Annotated in this window: 14 protein-coding genes, 1 tRNA gene and 1 other RNA gene; 5 read left to right on the top strand and 11 right to left on the bottom strand. The window is 61.3% G+C overall.

Translation table 11 applies throughout. The features are described 5' to 3' along the window. Nucleotides 1-39: 39 nt before the first annotated feature. The 8 genes from ACNOHI_RS17120 to ACNOHI_RS17085 form a co-directional block, all read right to left on the bottom strand. Nucleotides 40-1,047: a diguanylate cyclase gene (locus ACNOHI_RS17120; RefSeq protein WP_420475899.1), complete on the bottom strand. Its 1,008-nt coding sequence runs from the start codon at nt 1,045-1,047 to the stop codon at nt 40-42. A gap of 94 nt (nt 1,048-1,141) precedes the next feature. Beyond that, nucleotides 1,142-2,170, bottom strand: a complete 1,029-nt coding sequence (cheB, locus tag ACNOHI_RS17115) for a chemotaxis-specific protein-glutamate methyltransferase CheB (RefSeq protein WP_420475898.1) — start codon at nt 2,168-2,170, stop codon at nt 1,142-1,144. Then, complete coding sequence (locus tag ACNOHI_RS17110) at nt 2,167-4,428, bottom strand: hybrid sensor histidine kinase/response regulator (RefSeq protein WP_420475897.1); 2,262 nt, start codon at nt 4,426-4,428, stop codon at nt 2,167-2,169. Before ACNOHI_RS17110 ends, cheB begins: the two co-directional genes overlap by 4 nt. Then, complete coding sequence (locus ACNOHI_RS17105) at nt 4,425-5,099, bottom strand: chemotaxis protein CheW (protein WP_420475896.1); 675 nt, start codon at nt 5,097-5,099, stop codon at nt 4,425-4,427. Before ACNOHI_RS17105 ends, ACNOHI_RS17110 begins: the two co-directional genes overlap by 4 nt. Beyond that, nucleotides 5,096-6,340 carry a CheR family methyltransferase gene (locus ACNOHI_RS17100; RefSeq protein WP_420475895.1) on the bottom strand — a complete coding sequence of 415 codons (1,245 nt, stop codon included), beginning with the start codon at nt 6,338-6,340 and terminating at the stop codon, nt 5,096-5,098. The genes ACNOHI_RS17105 and ACNOHI_RS17100 overlap by 4 nt, the downstream gene beginning before the upstream one ends. Further along, entirely contained in the window at nt 6,337-6,801 is a 465-nt protein-coding gene (locus ACNOHI_RS17095; protein WP_420475894.1) for a chemotaxis protein CheW, read from the bottom strand. Before ACNOHI_RS17095 ends, ACNOHI_RS17100 begins: the two co-directional genes overlap by 4 nt. A gap of 2 nt (nt 6,802-6,803) precedes the next feature. After that, a complete protein-coding gene (locus ACNOHI_RS17090) occupies nt 6,804-8,618 on the bottom strand; it encodes a methyl-accepting chemotaxis protein (protein ID WP_420475893.1) in 1,815 nt (604 codons plus the stop codon). A 258-nt stretch (nt 8,619-8,876) separates the two neighbouring features. Then, nucleotides 8,877-8,952 (bottom strand) — tRNA-Ala (locus ACNOHI_RS17085). A 153-nt stretch (nt 8,953-9,105) separates the two neighbouring features. Between ACNOHI_RS17085 and ACNOHI_RS17080 the strand changes: the two genes are divergently transcribed. The 5 genes from ACNOHI_RS17080 (at nt 9,106) to ACNOHI_RS17060 (ending at nt 11,268) form a co-directional block, all read left to right on the top strand. Continuing rightward, nucleotides 9,106-9,345 (top strand): DUF904 domain-containing protein, encoded by a 240-nt coding sequence (locus ACNOHI_RS17080; RefSeq protein ID WP_420475892.1) that lies wholly within the window; start codon nt 9,106-9,108, stop codon nt 9,343-9,345. Next, a complete protein-coding gene (locus ACNOHI_RS17075; protein WP_420475891.1) occupies nt 9,342-9,653 on the top strand; it encodes a cell division protein ZapA in 312 nt (103 codons plus the stop codon). Before ACNOHI_RS17080 ends, ACNOHI_RS17075 begins: the two co-directional genes overlap by 4 nt. A gap of 67 nt (nt 9,654-9,720) precedes the next feature. Continuing rightward, a non-coding RNA gene (gene ssrS, locus ACNOHI_RS17070) (6S RNA) lies at nt 9,721-9,902 on the top strand. Between the two features lie 85 nt (nt 9,903-9,987). Then, on the top strand, nt 9,988-10,446 hold the full coding sequence (locus ACNOHI_RS17065; protein ID WP_420475890.1) for an EVE domain-containing protein: 459 nt from the start codon (nt 9,988-9,990) through the stop codon (nt 10,444-10,446). Nucleotides 10,447-10,464: 18 nt separating this feature from the next. Continuing rightward, nucleotides 10,465-11,268 (top strand): sulfite exporter TauE/SafE family protein, encoded by an 804-nt coding sequence (locus ACNOHI_RS17060; RefSeq protein WP_420475889.1) that lies wholly within the window; start codon nt 10,465-10,467, stop codon nt 11,266-11,268. On the opposite strand, the gene ACNOHI_RS17055 is transcribed toward ACNOHI_RS17060, so the two are convergent. From ACNOHI_RS17055 to ACNOHI_RS17045, 3 genes are read right to left on the bottom strand one after another with little or no spacing between them, the layout of a single operon-like run. After that, on the bottom strand, nt 11,265-12,773 hold the full coding sequence (locus ACNOHI_RS17055) for a malonate--CoA ligase (RefSeq protein WP_420475888.1): 1,509 nt from the start codon (nt 12,771-12,773) through the stop codon (nt 11,265-11,267). The genes ACNOHI_RS17060 and ACNOHI_RS17055 overlap by 4 nt on opposite strands. Nucleotides 12,774-12,783: 10 nt before the next feature. Further along, a complete protein-coding gene (locus tag ACNOHI_RS17050) occupies nt 12,784-13,557 on the bottom strand; it encodes an enoyl-CoA hydratase/isomerase family protein (RefSeq protein WP_420475887.1) in 774 nt (257 codons plus the stop codon). Nucleotides 13,558-13,562: 5 nt separating this feature from the next. Further along, complete coding sequence (locus ACNOHI_RS17045) at nt 13,563-14,528, bottom strand: Bug family tripartite tricarboxylate transporter substrate binding protein (protein WP_420475886.1); 966 nt, start codon at nt 14,526-14,528, stop codon at nt 13,563-13,565. Between the last annotated feature and the right edge of the window lie 18 nt (nt 14,529-14,546).

The following is a 14,546-nucleotide window of genomic DNA, read 5'->3' as shown; positions in this document are numbered from 1 at the left end:
AGGCCCTGCGAGGAACAAAGTTCACCGGGACACACTTCCTTACTGGAGTGCGCTCCGGTTCCGGCCGAGGTGCTTGGCCTTGTACAACGCCTTGTCCGCGCCGCCGATCAGATCCGCTTGGCGCGCCCCTGGGGCGGGAACGATGCTTGCGATGCCAATGGACAAGGTAACGATCCTGGTCGGCGCGGCCTGGTTGGGAATGGCCCGTGCTTCCACCGTGCCGCGGCATGCCTCTGCGACGGCCACCGCGCCGTCGGCATCCGTTTCCGGCAGGATCAACGCGAATTCCTCGCCGCCGTATCGCGCGGCGAGGTCAGCGGGACGCCGCGTGCTCTTGCCAAGTATCGCGGCCACTTCCCGCAGGCATTCGTCGCCGGCCAGGTGTCCGTGGGTGTCGTTGTACAGCTTGAAGTAGTCCACATCGCACAGAAGCAGCGAGAGCGGTCGTTGGTGACGCTGTGCGCGGTGCCACTCCGCAGAAAGAATTTCGTCGAACCGGCGCCGGTTGGCGATGCCGGTCAACCCGTCAAGCTCTGCGAGCCGTTGCAGCGTCATGTTTGCTTCCGCGAGACGCTGCTCGCTTTCGCGCAATGCACGAAACGCATCATCCCGTTCGCGCCGGCTGAGGTAGGCGCTGGAGTGGTAGCGCAGACGTGCCAGCAATTCAATGCGGTCCGGGAGCTTGACGAGATAATCGTTGGCGCCGATGGCAAATCCCTGCGCCTTGAGGCTTGATTCTTCCTTCGAGGACAGCATGATGATCGGCACATCGGATGTTTCCGGGGAGCTGCGGAACTGCTTCACCAGAGCGAAACCGTCTGCGTCCGGCATGACGAGGTCCTGAAGGATCACTGTGGGTTTCCACGCCTGGGCTGTTGCCACTGCAGCGAGCGGGTCCTGAACGGACATGAACTCGATGTCCGGCTCTGCATGGACGAGGCGCCTCACGGCTTCGGCGATGATCCTCTGGTCATCGACCAGGAGGACACGTGTTTTCTGCGGCGTTGTGATGCGTGCCGGACCGGCCGGCTGCGTTTGGTCAGTCATGACCATGATTCCCTTGCGTTTCTTGTCTTGCGAACCGGCCGATACCCGGCCGCCGCTACGTACGCGGGCGCCCGTCAGTTCTCGTGCCATGCTGTCAGGCAGTTTTCTTTACCTTGGTGTTCAGTATTGTGCCAATTTTTTCCAGCGGCAGGATCACTTCCGCCGCGCCGGTTTCTGCTGCCGCGCGAGGCATGCCGTACACGGCGCTCGTCTTCTGATCCTGGGCAATCGTCAGCTTGCCCGCCATCCGCATGGCGAGCAATCCTGCCGCGCCGTCGCGGCCCATGCCAGTCAGGAGGATGCCGACGGCTTTCTTTTTCCAATGCTGCGCCACGCAGTGGAAGAACACGTCGATCGACGGGCGATACGGATAATTGACCGGTGTCGCCCGGTATCGCAGCCGCTGATTGTCATCCAGGATGACGTGGTCATTCGTCTTCGCCAGCAAGATGCGTCCCGGCTGAAGCTGGCCGCCATCCTCGATGACGTCCACCGGGAAGTCGATCTGCGAAGCCAGCCAGCTGGCGAAGCTGCTGGAGAATGCCTGGTCGATATGCTGCACGATGACCGCCGCTGCATTGGCGGGAGGTTTCCAGGTCCTCAGGATTTTTGCGAGTGCGATCGGACCGCCGGTCGACGCGCCGATCGCGACCAGCGTATCGATTTCCTGCTGCGTTGGTGCGGCGGAATACGAAGGCGATACTTTCGCGGCAGCGCCATTCGCCGGCAGGTCCGCCGCAATCAGTCTGCCGACTGTCTTGATCTTGGCCAGCAAGGTCGCATCCGACGCAGCGCTGCCGGACAGGACCGGTGTCGCCGCCACATCCAGCGCACCGGCGCCCAGTGCGCGAAAGACCATGCTGGTGTTGTCCTCGGGAGAAGCGGTCACGATCAGGATTGCGCACGGCGTCTGCTGCATGATCTGCCGCGTCGCTTCGACACCGTCCATGCCTGGCATGATGAGATCCATCAGGATCAGGTCCGGCCTGTTCTCGGCGCAGAACTGTACTGCCTGTTCGCCACTGCTCGCGGTCCAGATCACTTCGTGTTCCTGCGTGTTGGCGACCACGCGCCGCAAGGCTTCCGTTATCAACAGCACGTCATTGACGATCGCTAATTTCATGCGCCAGGGTCTCCGATCAGGTCGAACACGGCTTCGAGCAGGGTCTCGTCGTGGAAACTTCCCTTGGTCAGGTAATAGTCGGCGCCGGCCGTCACGCCGCGCGACCGATCCTCCGGACGATCCTTGTAAGATACGATCATGACGGGAAGGTTGTGCAGGCGGCCATCCTTCTTGATCAAAGTCACCAGCTCAATGCCATCCATGCGCGGCATGTCGACATCGGTGATGACCAGGTCGAAGTCGCTGCTGCGCACGGCGTTCCAGCCATCCATGCCGTCCACGGCCACGACGACTTCGAAGCCGCGCGACAGCAGAAGCTTGCGTTCCATTTCACGTACGGTGAGCGAGTCGTCAACGACCAGGATGCGTTTCGCCCTCGACGCTGCGGTTGCTGCGTCGCCTGCGGGCAGGCGATGCAGTCCGCCTTCGCTGAGCAGCTTGTCGATGCTGACCAGCAAGTCGGCGATATCGAGGATCAGTACGGGCGTGCCGTCATCGAGCACTGCTGCGGCGGAAATGTCGCGCACCTTGCCAAAGATTGCATCGATGGGCTGCACCGCAAGATTCTTTTCGCCAACGATGTGATCGACGGCGAGCGCATAGCGTCGCTGAGCCGTCCCGATGATAACGACCGGAAGCGTGGCAGCCGGCGGAGGCGCCGCGTCGAGTTCCAGCAATTGGGCGGCCGAGACCAGGCCGACATGCGCGTTGTCGATGGTGAAGAATTGACGGTCTTCCAGCACATGGATCTCTTCCGGCAGGACCGTGACGATGCGCTCGACCTTGGCGATCGGTACGGCATACGCTTCGCCTGCGATCTCCACAACGATGACCCGCACGACGGACTGCGACAGCGGCAGGGTGATATGGGTGCGGAATCCTTTGCCGGGCTCGGTCTCCAGCCGGATGGCGCCATAAAGCTGGCGCACCGTCGCATGCACCACGTCGAGGCCGACACCGCGTCCCGATACCTCGCTGGTCGACTCCTTCAGGCTGAACGCGGGCAGGAACAGGAAATCGAGCAGTTCATCGGTGCTCATTTCCGCTGCCATCTGCGGCGTCGCCATCTTCCTCTCGACGATCTTGTCCCGGATGCGCTCCGGCGCGACGCCTCGCCCGTCGTCGCTCACCTGGATGGCGAGCATGCCGGCACTGTGCCGTGCCTCCAGCCGGATCGTTCCCTCCGTGGGTTTTCCCGCGGCACGCCGCTCCTCCGGCAATTCCATGCCGTGGTCGATTGCATTCCGCAGGATGTGATTGAGCGGACTTTCCATGCGCGCAAGGATGTCGCGGTCAACCAGCGTGTCTTCGCCCAGAATCTCCAGGCGCACATCCTTGCCCAGGCTGCGCGCAAGATCGCGCACCATGCGCGGGAATGCCTGCACGCCATCGCGAAACGGCCGCATGCGCAGCGTCAGGACTTCGTCGAGAATTTCCTGCGTTCCCGTTACCAGCCGGCGTTCGTAGGCTTCCATGTCGGCCAGGCGTTCGACCAGTGCATGCTTGAGGGGATCGGCTTTGTGCCGGATGAACTGGACTTTTTCCCTGAGCAGTTCGTCCGCCCCTGCCAGTGCCATCTCCTGAGCCAGCTGGTCCAGGGCTGAAAACATCTCCTGCTGCTTCTTCTTGAAATGCCGCATCGCTTGCAGGAACGGTTCCAGCGCATTGGCGGTTACCCGCGACTCGCTGGCCAGAGACAGCAGGCGGTCGAAGTTGCGGACGTTGACCTTGAGCACCTGCTCATCACGCACGCTTGGCGGTTCCACGACTTCCTCGCGCCGGATCGGCGCCGACTGCGCGACGACTATCTGCGCCGCGGGTTCTTCGGCATTCAGCTTGGCCGGGTCGGCGGCATCATAGACGCCCACCAGCACCTCGCCGATTTTCAGGGCGTTGGAATCCAGCCAGGCCGGTGCTTCCGTTTCCGTCAGGGACGAAATGCGACTGATGAGGTCGATCCCGGCAAGCAGTCGGTCGATGCGCTGCTTGCTCAGTCTCAGCTTGCCCTTTTGTGCTGCAACGAAGCAATCTTCCATGGCGTGGGCCAGGCGCTCCACATCATCCAGGTTGACGATACGCGCTGCCCCCTTGAGGGAATGCGCGGCGCGCATCAAAGGATCAATCGCCGCCAGGTCCTGTGCATTGCGGTCGAGCGCGAGCAGGCCTTCGGTCAGCACCTGCACCTGGCTCTCGGCTTCACTGCGGAACAGTTCCAGCAGGGAGAAGCCGCTGTAGTCCTTGTTGTCGCTTCCGTTCATCGGAGGGCGCTCGCAAAATTGAACCCGACCAGGTCGGCGTCCAGGCAGCCGATCCGTTTTTCGCCCACGGCGAGCACGCCGGTCAGGTAACGCTGCAGTCCCTTGCTGACCGTGGTGGGCACCGCTTGCACGTCGGAACCCGCATAGCGATGGATGCCGTAAAGGTCATCCACCGGCAGCGCAAAATGCTGTCCACCCAGTTCCATGACGACCAGGCGCGGATAAACACGGCGCCGGTCCTCGTGGATGGGATGGTCGCCGGAGATCGATAGCAGTGCGGCCAGCGACATGGCGGGATAAAGCTTCCCCTTGATGTTCACGATCCCGTCAAGTGCGCCGCCGCTGCGGCGGGGAAGACGATGGGGCCGCGTTATCTCGGCGACGGTCACCGCGAGTGCGGCAGGAAAGGCCAGCCACTCGCTCGCGATCCGGAAGACCAGGGCGGAACGGTCCAGCGCAACCTGCTCGGATTCCTCGCGGGAAAAGTATTCGGCCCATTCTTCCCGGTATCCCGCCGGAAGCGCACGTTGCATGACCGACCGTGCGCCTGCTGCATGAACGTCGCAGTTGCGGCAGTGAGTGTGAGTGGCGAGCTTCTCGCAGCTGCGGTCGCCGCGCACGCCCACGCGGTTCCAGCAATCCGATACGGGCCGCCCAATCGATTCTGTCATTGTTCACGCTCCCCGGATCGACGCCCGAACACACGTGCCGCGCGTTGTCGGTAGGCCTGCGCCTTCGTCATGTCCCCCTGGCGTTCGGCCAGCAGCGCGAGGTGGCAAAGCGCCTCGTAGTGGTTGGGATCCAGATAGATCGCGCGCCGTAAAAACTCCACCGCTTCCTTGTCGTCTTCATGCTTTTCACTCAGGAGGCCGAGCATGAAGTGCGCCTCCGCGGAATCAGGGACCAGTCCGAGATACGCGCGACAGGCCTGGGCCGCTTCCTCGAGTCCGCCTACGTCGGCTGCCTGCCTGGCGCGCCTGAACAGCGCGTCGGGATCTTCCTTCTCCGCAGCCGCGCTGCGATTCTCCGGCTGAAGCACGGCGGCCGGCCGTGGGAGCGTGGGCGTTCCCGTGACGGGCCACGCGCGACGATGCTGGAAGGGGGCGCCGGTAATCGGTTTTTGCGATGCAACGGTGCGTCTCTTCTTCTGCACCGCGAAGGCGTTCGCATAGGGGGCGCGCGAGAAATCGTTCAGGCAGAACGTGGTCGTTTCCGCATAGCCGCAAAACAGCAGTCCCTCGTCATCGAGCAGGGTGCGCAGCTTGCGCAGGGCGGCAGCCTGTGTCTCTTCATTGAAATAGATCAGCAGGTTGCGGCAGAAGATAATGTCGTAGGTTTTTCCATCGGGCGGGTCGAACGTCAGCAGATTGTCGCAGCGGAAGCGGACCAGCCTGCGGACGTCCGGCGCCAGCTCGAAATTGTCACCGTGTTGGATAAAGTGTTGCTCGCGGAATCCGAGATCGGCAGTACGAAACGCATTGCGCCAGTAGTGGCCCTTTTGCGCACGCCGGATCACTTGCGGGCTGACGTCGATCGCGTCGATCACAAAACTGTCTTGCCGCATCCCGGCAGAATGCAGAGCGATGGCCAGCGAGTAGGGCTCTTCCCCGCTTGCGCAAGGCGCACTGAGAATGCGGACCGGACCGCCGGTTGCCGCATGCCGGTCCAGTGCAAACTGGGCAGCGACGGAAAATGCTTCGGCATCACGGAAAAACCAGCTTTCGGGGACGACGACCAGATCGATCAGGGCGTCGAGTTCTTCCCGATTTCTGGCGGCCTCCGCTTCATAAGAGGAAATCTCGCGCATATGGCGCTGCTTCATGCGCTTGCGCACGGCGCTTTCCACCGACTCCAGGGAAAGGTCGAGTCCAGTGGCGTGCCGCAGCATGCGTAGAATGTGTTCGCCCGTCATCGTGCCACCTCGCGGCGGTTCTGAAACAGGATGGCGCGCGCGTCGGCTGTCAGCAAGTGCTCGACATTGATGAGCTGGAGAATGGCGCCTTCATCCGACACCACCTTGCCCAGGAACGGCGTATCCGATGTGTGTATGCCAGACTCGAAAAAAATTTCCGGGTCGATATTCCTTATTCCCGCCACCCGTTCAACGATCAGCCCCAGCATATGCCAGACCTCTTCGGCGCAGTAGTCGACCAGAAGAATGCGGGTATCGAAGTGCGGCGTGCATGGCGCTCCTGACGCCAGCGCACAGATATCAATAACGGGGATCGGGTCGCCGTGAAAATTCATCAGCCCGGCAACGTAGCCCGGGGCGCCGGGGATCTGCTTGAGTTCCATCAGCGGAAGCACGCGCGTCACATGCCGCGTGCTCAATCCGTAGCGGTCCTTGCCGAGATGGAAAACAAGGAACTGCATGGCTACATGCTGACAGCAAAACTGGATACGCCCGCCTGCAAATCCTGCGCCGCGTACTGCAACTGCTGCACGGCTTCACTCGTCGACCTGAGCGCGTCGACGGCCTGCTGCGTCGCTTCGTTCAGCTGGGTCATGGTTTCAGTGATTTGCGAGGCGCCGATGGCTTGCGACTGCATGCCTTCGAGGACCATGTCGAAGCGCGGCGTGAGGTTGCGCACTTGCCCGATGACATCGGTCAACTGTCCGCTGACCTGGCTGACCTCCGAGACGCTGCGCCGGATCTCGTCCGAGAACTTGTCCATGCCCATCACGCTGGCCGATACCGCGGATTGCATTTCCTTCAGCATCTGCTCGATATCCCAGGTCGCGATCGATGTCTGGTCCGCGAGGCGGCGGATTTCGGTGGCGACGACGGAGAATCCGCGTCCCGCCTCGCCGGCCTTTTCCGCTTCGATGGCGGCGTTCAACGACAGGATGTTGGTCTGGTCGGCCACCTTGGTGATGGTCGTGAGAACGTTGTTGATGTTGCTGGCTTTTTCCGAGAGTGCGGCGAGTTTCGTGTTGATCGCGTCCGTCGCGCTCACCATGCGCTGCATGGTCGTATCCATGCGCTGGAGATTGTTCTGGGCGTCTGTCGTTGCTGACGTCGTGTACTCCGAAACACGCGTCACTTCTTCCATCGCCTTCAGGAGTTGCGTCGTATTGGCCGAGATCTCCTTGGTCGTACTCAGGACCTCGACGCTGGTCTGCGCCTGTTCGACGCCGGTCGCTTCCTGCTGACGCGCCGAGGCGGCAATTTCGTTGGTCGAGGTCGCGACCTGGATGCCCGCCTTCTGCACACGATTGAGGAGGGTACGCAGATTGTCGAACATCGTGGACAGCCCGTTGCCCAGCCTGCCGATCGCATCGTTGCCCGATACCGTGATCTTGCCGGTGAGGTCGCCGGCGGCCGCCTTGAGGACGACGTCAAGCAGGGAGTCGACTTTGCTCCGCAGGTCATCGGTCTGCGCCTGTTCGCGCTGCAGCGCTTCCTGCACCGCCGCCGCCATGCGGTTGATTTCCGCGGTGACCTGGCCAAACTCATCCTTGCTCAACACTTCCGCGCGCGCCGACTGGTTGCCTCGCGCGAGCTCGCCGATGGTCGTCGTCAGGATGCCGATCGGCCGCAGCACGGCCCGGGCCAGCAGGAACGCAATCAGCATCGCAGACAGAACGCATGCAATGCCGCCGCCGACCAGAAGGATCAGCATGTTCCTGGTCGACGTGTTGGCGTGTTTGGCGCGCTCTGCGAGGAGACGGTTCTCCTCTTCGTTGAATTCCGTCAGCAGGGTGTGAATCGCTGTCACCTGGCCGAATCCTTGACCGACAAGCGGCTCTCGTGCCACCTGATCTGCGGCGGTCCCGCTCCGCCCCAGGTCGCGGCGCTTCGCAATGAGAGGATGAACAACTTCGTCCTGCCATTTGATGGTCAGCCCTTCAATGGTCTTGATGCGTTCCTGCTGCCTGGGGTTGTCGCTCGTCAGCATGCGCACGCTCTGGATGACGCTTTTCAGGTCCCGTTCATTTTCATCGATCCGGCTCAGGAAGCGCTCGTTGCCCGTCAGCAGGAAACCGCGGTATTCGGCCTGGATGTCGAGGAGCGAGGTCTCGATCGCATGGCTTTCCAGGAGGACTTGCTGCGTGTGGCGGTCCAGCCGATTCGCGTCGACCAGATTGGAATAGCTGTTGTAGCTTGCAAGGAGCAGCGTCAGGAGGATGACGATGATGGCCCCGAAACCGGCGTAGAGTTTTTTTTGAATGCTCAGGTCTTTAAACATTTTTTCTCCGGCCTGTGGCCTGTTATGCGCTGGTATTTCGCCTGCGAGAATCGGGCAGGGTCACGGCTTATCATACAGAAACGCGAGGTTGCCTGCGCCGCGCTTGAACGGCGGGGCGCGCCCATCGTCAAACCTTGCACCTGTCTGGAGGCGTCGCGTGTTCGTTCATGGAATGGATGCTGCGGAAGAAGCATGAGTTCCGATGCTGGCGGGCCGACGGCGCGGTTGGCAGGTGTGTTGCCAGATGTGCATCGAGGATGGTGGAGCGGAGGAGGATCGAACTCCCGACCTTCGCATTGCGAACGCGACGCTCTCCCAGCTGAGCTACCGCCCCATGTGAATTGATTGTATTGAGTCGCACAAGGGCATGCAAGTGGCCAACATCAAAGGAATGCGATTCCCATGAATAGGGGAAGTTGCAGTTTCCAAATGAGAGCTGTCTTCAAAAAACATCCCCAAGTGGTTGAATCTATTGACGGAAATTCGATTGCCCAACTATAGTGACGCCATGATTTCCGATTTTCATCAACTTTCCGAAAAAATCGCCAAGCTGGCCGAACTGGCGCAGGGATTGCGCCGCGAGAACGCCGACTTGCGATTGTCGCTCGCTTCGCTCACTGCAGAAAATGCAGACCTGGCAAAGCGCATCGAGGAAGCCTACAAGCGCGTGTCTGCCCTGCTCGACAAGATCCCGGCTGCCGACGAACAGGATGAGGAGGCCGCATGATCCAGCTCGACGTCACCATCATGGGTCAGCCCTACCGCCTTGCATGCAAGGAGGGCGAGGATGAGACGCTGAAGCAGGCGGTGGCCTACCTCGACGACCGCATGTGCAACATCCGCGATGCGGGCAAGGTGAAGGGCACGGACCGCATCGCCGTCATGGCCGCGCTCGGCATTGCCGCGGAATTGCTTGCATCGAAATCGGCGGAAGGTCCGTTTGCGGACATGACGCTTGCGGAGGTCAAGCAGAAAATCGCAGCCATGCACACTGTGCTCGACGCCGCTCTTGCTCCTCAGGAAAACCTTTTTTAGATCAACAAAAACAATCGGAAATTTTCCGCAAAGTCTTTGACATCAAAAGGGATTGGCGATACTCTAAAGCCTCCTGCCGTGTTCGCGATTGCCATATATTCCTTGAACCATTTATGAGCATAGGTCGCGGGATTTTGTTCGATGGGCGAGCTTCGTCGCTAGTCCGATGAACCCGAAATTGAACTAACTGTGACCACCTTGAACCGTAAGGTTCGGGATGCCGGCAAAGACGGCACAGGCGGGACTGGATTCGAGAAGCGGCTGCATTCGTGCAGCCGCTTTTTTATGCGCGCAACATTTATCATTGACGTTGGCACTTACTTTTGGAACAGCAATGCAGTACTGGTTGATGAAGTCCGAGCCGGATGAAGTAAGCATTGACGATGCGCTTGCCGCGCGCGACAGCACTGTCGCATGGTTCGGCGTGCGTAATTACCAGGCACGCAATTTCATGCGCGACGCCATGCGCGTGGGCGACGGCGTCCTCTTCTATCACTCCAGTTGTGACGAGCCCGGAATTGCGGGGCTTGCCGAAGTGGCCAGCACGCCGTATCCGGACGAAACGCAGTTCGACCCGAAGAGCAAGTATTACGATCCCAAGGCCACGCGCGAGAACCCGCGCTGGATGCTGGTCGATGTGCGCGCAACGCAAAAGACGCGCTTGATGACGCTTGCCGAGTTGCGCGCCATTCCCGAACTATCCGACATGCAGATCCTGCGGAAAGGAAACCGCCTTTCCATCACGCCGGTAACGCCCTCCGAATGGCGGTGTATCATCCGGCACATCAAATAACGAACGGAAACAAACAGGATGGATATCTCGCTGATCGCGGGACTGCTGGCGCTCGGCGCCGCAGTCGGATTTGCCGCAGGCTTGCTTGGCATCGGCGGCGGCATGCTGCTGGTGCCCTTCATGACCATGATCCTGACGGCGAAGGCGTTCCCGAAGGAACACATCGTCCACATGGCGATCGCGACTTCGCTCGCGACCATCATGTTCACCTCGATCTCGTCGGTGCGCGCGCATCATGCGCGAGGAGCGGTGCGCTGGGACATCGTGAAGCTGCTTGCCCCCGGCATTCTCGTCGGATCGTGGATCGGACCGTGGATCGGCGCACAACTCAATTCGTCGAGCCTTGCGATGTCGTTCGCCGTATTCGTGACTTTCTCCGCCGTGCAAATGCTGCTCGACAAGAAGCCTGCGGCATCGCGCGACCTGCCCGGTACCCCGGGGATGTTTGGCGCCGGCGGCGTTATCGGCACGCTGTCCGGTCTTGTCGGGGCAGGGGGCGGCTTTGTCTCCGTGCCCTTCATGACCTGGTGTAACGTGAAGATTCACAACGCGGTGGCGACCAGTGCTGCGCTCGGTTTTCCGATTGCACTCGCCGGCACGCTGTCCAACATCTATCACGGCATCAACGAACCAGGCCTGCCCTCCGGTTCGCTCGGCTTCATTTACCTGCCGGCCCTGCTGGTGATTTCCCTGGCAAGCGTGACCACCGCACCGCTCGGTGCGAAGACGGCGCACAGCCTGCCGGTGAAGTCGCTCAAGAAGGTCTTCGCGATTGTGCTGTTCACCCTGGCAGGCTACATGCTGTACAAGGCGTTCCGCTAACCGTTCTTGTACTGGTCGCGCAGCACGTTCTTCTGCACCTTGCCCATCGTATTGCGCGGCAGTTCCGGAACGAAGAACACCCGCTTGGGCACCTTGAAGTTGGCAATCTTGGACTTGAGCAAGCCGATGACTTCCGCTTCCGACAGAGCCGTTCCGGGTTTAGGAACAACCACGGCGGTGACAGCCTCACCGAAGTCCGGATGGGGAACACCGACCACAGCCGACTCGACTACACCATCCATTTCATCGATGAAGGATTCGATCTCCTTCGGATAGACGTTGTAGCCGCCGGAGATGATCAGGTCCTTGCTGCGGCCGACGATGGACAGGTAGCCGTTGTCGTCGAACTTGCCGACGTCGCCCGTCTTGAAGTAGCCGTCGGCGGTGAATTCCTCAGCCGTCTTTTCCGGCATGCGCCAGTATCCCTTGAACACGTTCGGTCCTTTGACCTGGATGTCGCCGACTTCGCCGGCAGCGCAGGTCGAACCGCCGCCCTTCACCACGCGCACCGACACGCCGGGCAACGGGAGCCCGACCGTGCCGCCGATGCGATCGCCGTCATACGGATTCGAGACCAGCATGGTCGTTTCGCTCATGCCGTAGCGTTCCAGGATGGTGTGCCCGGTGCGGCGGGAAAATTCATTGAAGGTTTCCGTCAGCAACGGCGCGGAGCCGGAGACAAAGAGTCGCATGTTCGCGCACGCATCCTTGTCGAAGGAAGCTTCCGCCAGCAGACGGACGTAGTAGGTCGGCACACCCATGAATACAGTTGCGCGCTTCAGATGGTGCATGACCTCGGCCGCGTCGAACTTCGGCAGGAAGATCATCTTGCTGCCGTTCAGCAGCGCGCCATGCGAGGCGACGAACAGGCCGTGCACATGGAACAGCGGCAGCGCGTGCAGCAGCACATCGCCCTCCTGCCAGTGCCAGTAGTCCTGCAGCACCTTCGCATTCGACGCCAGGTTGTCATGGGTCAGCATCGCGCCCTTGCTGCGGCCGGTGGTACCCGAGGTGTACAGGATAGCGGCGAGATCGTCAGGCTGCTTTTCGACCGTCTCGAAACTGTTCGACTGCAGTGCCGCCCGATTGAGCAGGGACCCCTCCCGATCGTCGCCGAGTGTGAATACGTGCTTTGTTCCACACTTGAACGCAATCTGCGAGACCCAGCCGAAATTCTGCGGCGAGCACACCACGACTGCCGGCTCGGCATTCTCCACGAAGTACTCGATCTCCGCGGCGCGATAGGCGGTGTTGAGCGGGAGGTACACATAGCCGGCACGGATCGTTGCAAGGTACAGCATCAGCGCTTCAGGCGACTTTTCCACCTGCACCGCGATGCGCGAGTCCTTCGGCAGGTCCAGCCCGGCAAGCAGGTTGGCCAGCTTGGCCGTGGCGCGGTCGAGGTCGTTCCAGGAGTAGTACAAGCCGTCGTGCGTTTCGATGCAGCAGGCGGTGCGGTCAGCGGGGAATCGGGATTCGAAGAGTGCGTAGAGGTTGGCGTTCATGGATGGAAGGTTATTGGCCGTTGAATTCGGGTTTTCTTTTTTCGAGGAAGGCACGGACGCCTTCGCGGTAGTCGCCGGAATGAAAGAAGGAAAACGCATCGCGCAGCTCTTCCTCGGTCAGCGGCGCCACCTCGGGTGACAGCCTGCGCGCGAGTTTTTTGTTCATGCGCGCGGCAAGTGGGGCACCCTGGGCGATGCGCTGCGCCGTCTGCCTCGCCTCTGCCGGGACGTCGTCGACGACACGGTGCAGGAGACCTTTCTCCTTCGCTTCCGCCGCATCGAATACACGTCCTTCAAGAAGGATTTCCAGTGCGACGGCCTTGCCGACGAGTTGCAGCAACCCCTGCAACTCGCCCGGTGCAAGCGGGAATCCGAGCCGGTTGATCGGAATGCCGAAGCGCGACGCGGGCGAGGCGATGCGCAGGTCGCAGGCAGAGGCAATTTCAAGCCCGCCTCCCACGCATACACCCTCGATCGCAGCGATGGTTGGATGGACGCACCGGGCGATCGCATCGAGCGCGCGGGCGATGCTTTTCGTGTGATAGTCGACGCCTTGCGCATAGCTGCTGCGCACCGAGGAGAATTCCTCGATGTCGGCCCCGGCCGCGAAATTGCCTTCGGCGCCTGTGACGATGATGCACCGCAGGGATTCATCCGCAGACAGGGCGTGAAAGGTTTCGGCAAGCCCATGCCACATGGAGATGTCGATGGCATTCAGTTTGCCGGGGTTCGACAGCGTCACCATCGCGATGACACCGTCCTTGTCGATGCGGATTTTTTCCATGATGTTCAGTCGAGCTTCACGCCCGCTTCCTTGACGACTTGTCCCCAGCGGGCGATTTCGGAGGTCACCATCGCACCGAATTGCGCCTGGACCAGGTTGGGCGTGTCCGAGCCGATGTTGTGCCAGGTGTTCTTCAGCTCCGGTGTCGCAAACGCTTTCTGTACTTCTGAGGCCATGCGCTCCACAATTTCAGCGGGCGTTCCCTTGGGCGCCCACATGCCGTACCAGGTCGAAACCTCGTAGCCGGGGACGCCGGCTTCCGCCGCAGTGGGCAAGTCGGGGAAGCCCGGAGCACGGGCAGGGGCGGCGACGGCAAGTGCTTTGATGCGGCCGCCTTTCAGGTGTGCGGCCGACGAGCCGAGGCCGTCGAACATCATGTCGACCTGCCCGGCGATCAGGTCCTGAAGGGCGGGGCCTGCGCCGCGGTACGGGATATGGGTGATGAAGGTCTTGGTCTGCAGTTTGAACAACTCACCGGCAAGATGATGCGACGTGCCGTTGCCGGCGGAGGCGTAATTGAGCTTGCCGGGATTGTTGCGCACGTATTCCAGCAAGGATTTCAAGTCGTTCACCGGCACCTTCTGCGGGTTCACGACAATGACCTGCGGCGGCGTGGCAACCAGCGCGACGGGGACGAAATCCTTCTGGATGTCATAGTCCAGCTTGGGGTAGATCGACGGTGCGATTGCGTGGTGGGCGCCGCCGATGAAGAAGGTGTAGCCATCGGGTGCCGACCGCGCTGCGATGCCGGCCCCAAGCGTTCCCCCGGCGCCGCCGCGATTGTCGATGATGACCTGCTTGCCCAGCTGCTTCGTGAGCTGGGCGGCGAGCGGGCGGGCAAAGGCATCGGTGCCGCCGCCGGCGGGGAAGGGAACGATGAAGGTGATGGGCTTGTTGGGCCAGGCTTGCGCGCCGGCGTTGAAGGACAGAAGCAGACCTGCGGCAAACAGCAACACACGTGCGAGTTTCATGGCGATGTCTCCTTGATG

The organism is Noviherbaspirillum sp. ST9 (assembly GCF_048799745.1).
In the GTDB taxonomy this organism is placed as follows: Bacteria; Pseudomonadota; Gammaproteobacteria; order Burkholderiales; family Burkholderiaceae_D; genus Noviherbaspirillum.
The sequence above is the reverse complement of the archived record's forward strand: the minus strand, read 5'-3'. Positions and strand labels throughout refer to the sequence as shown.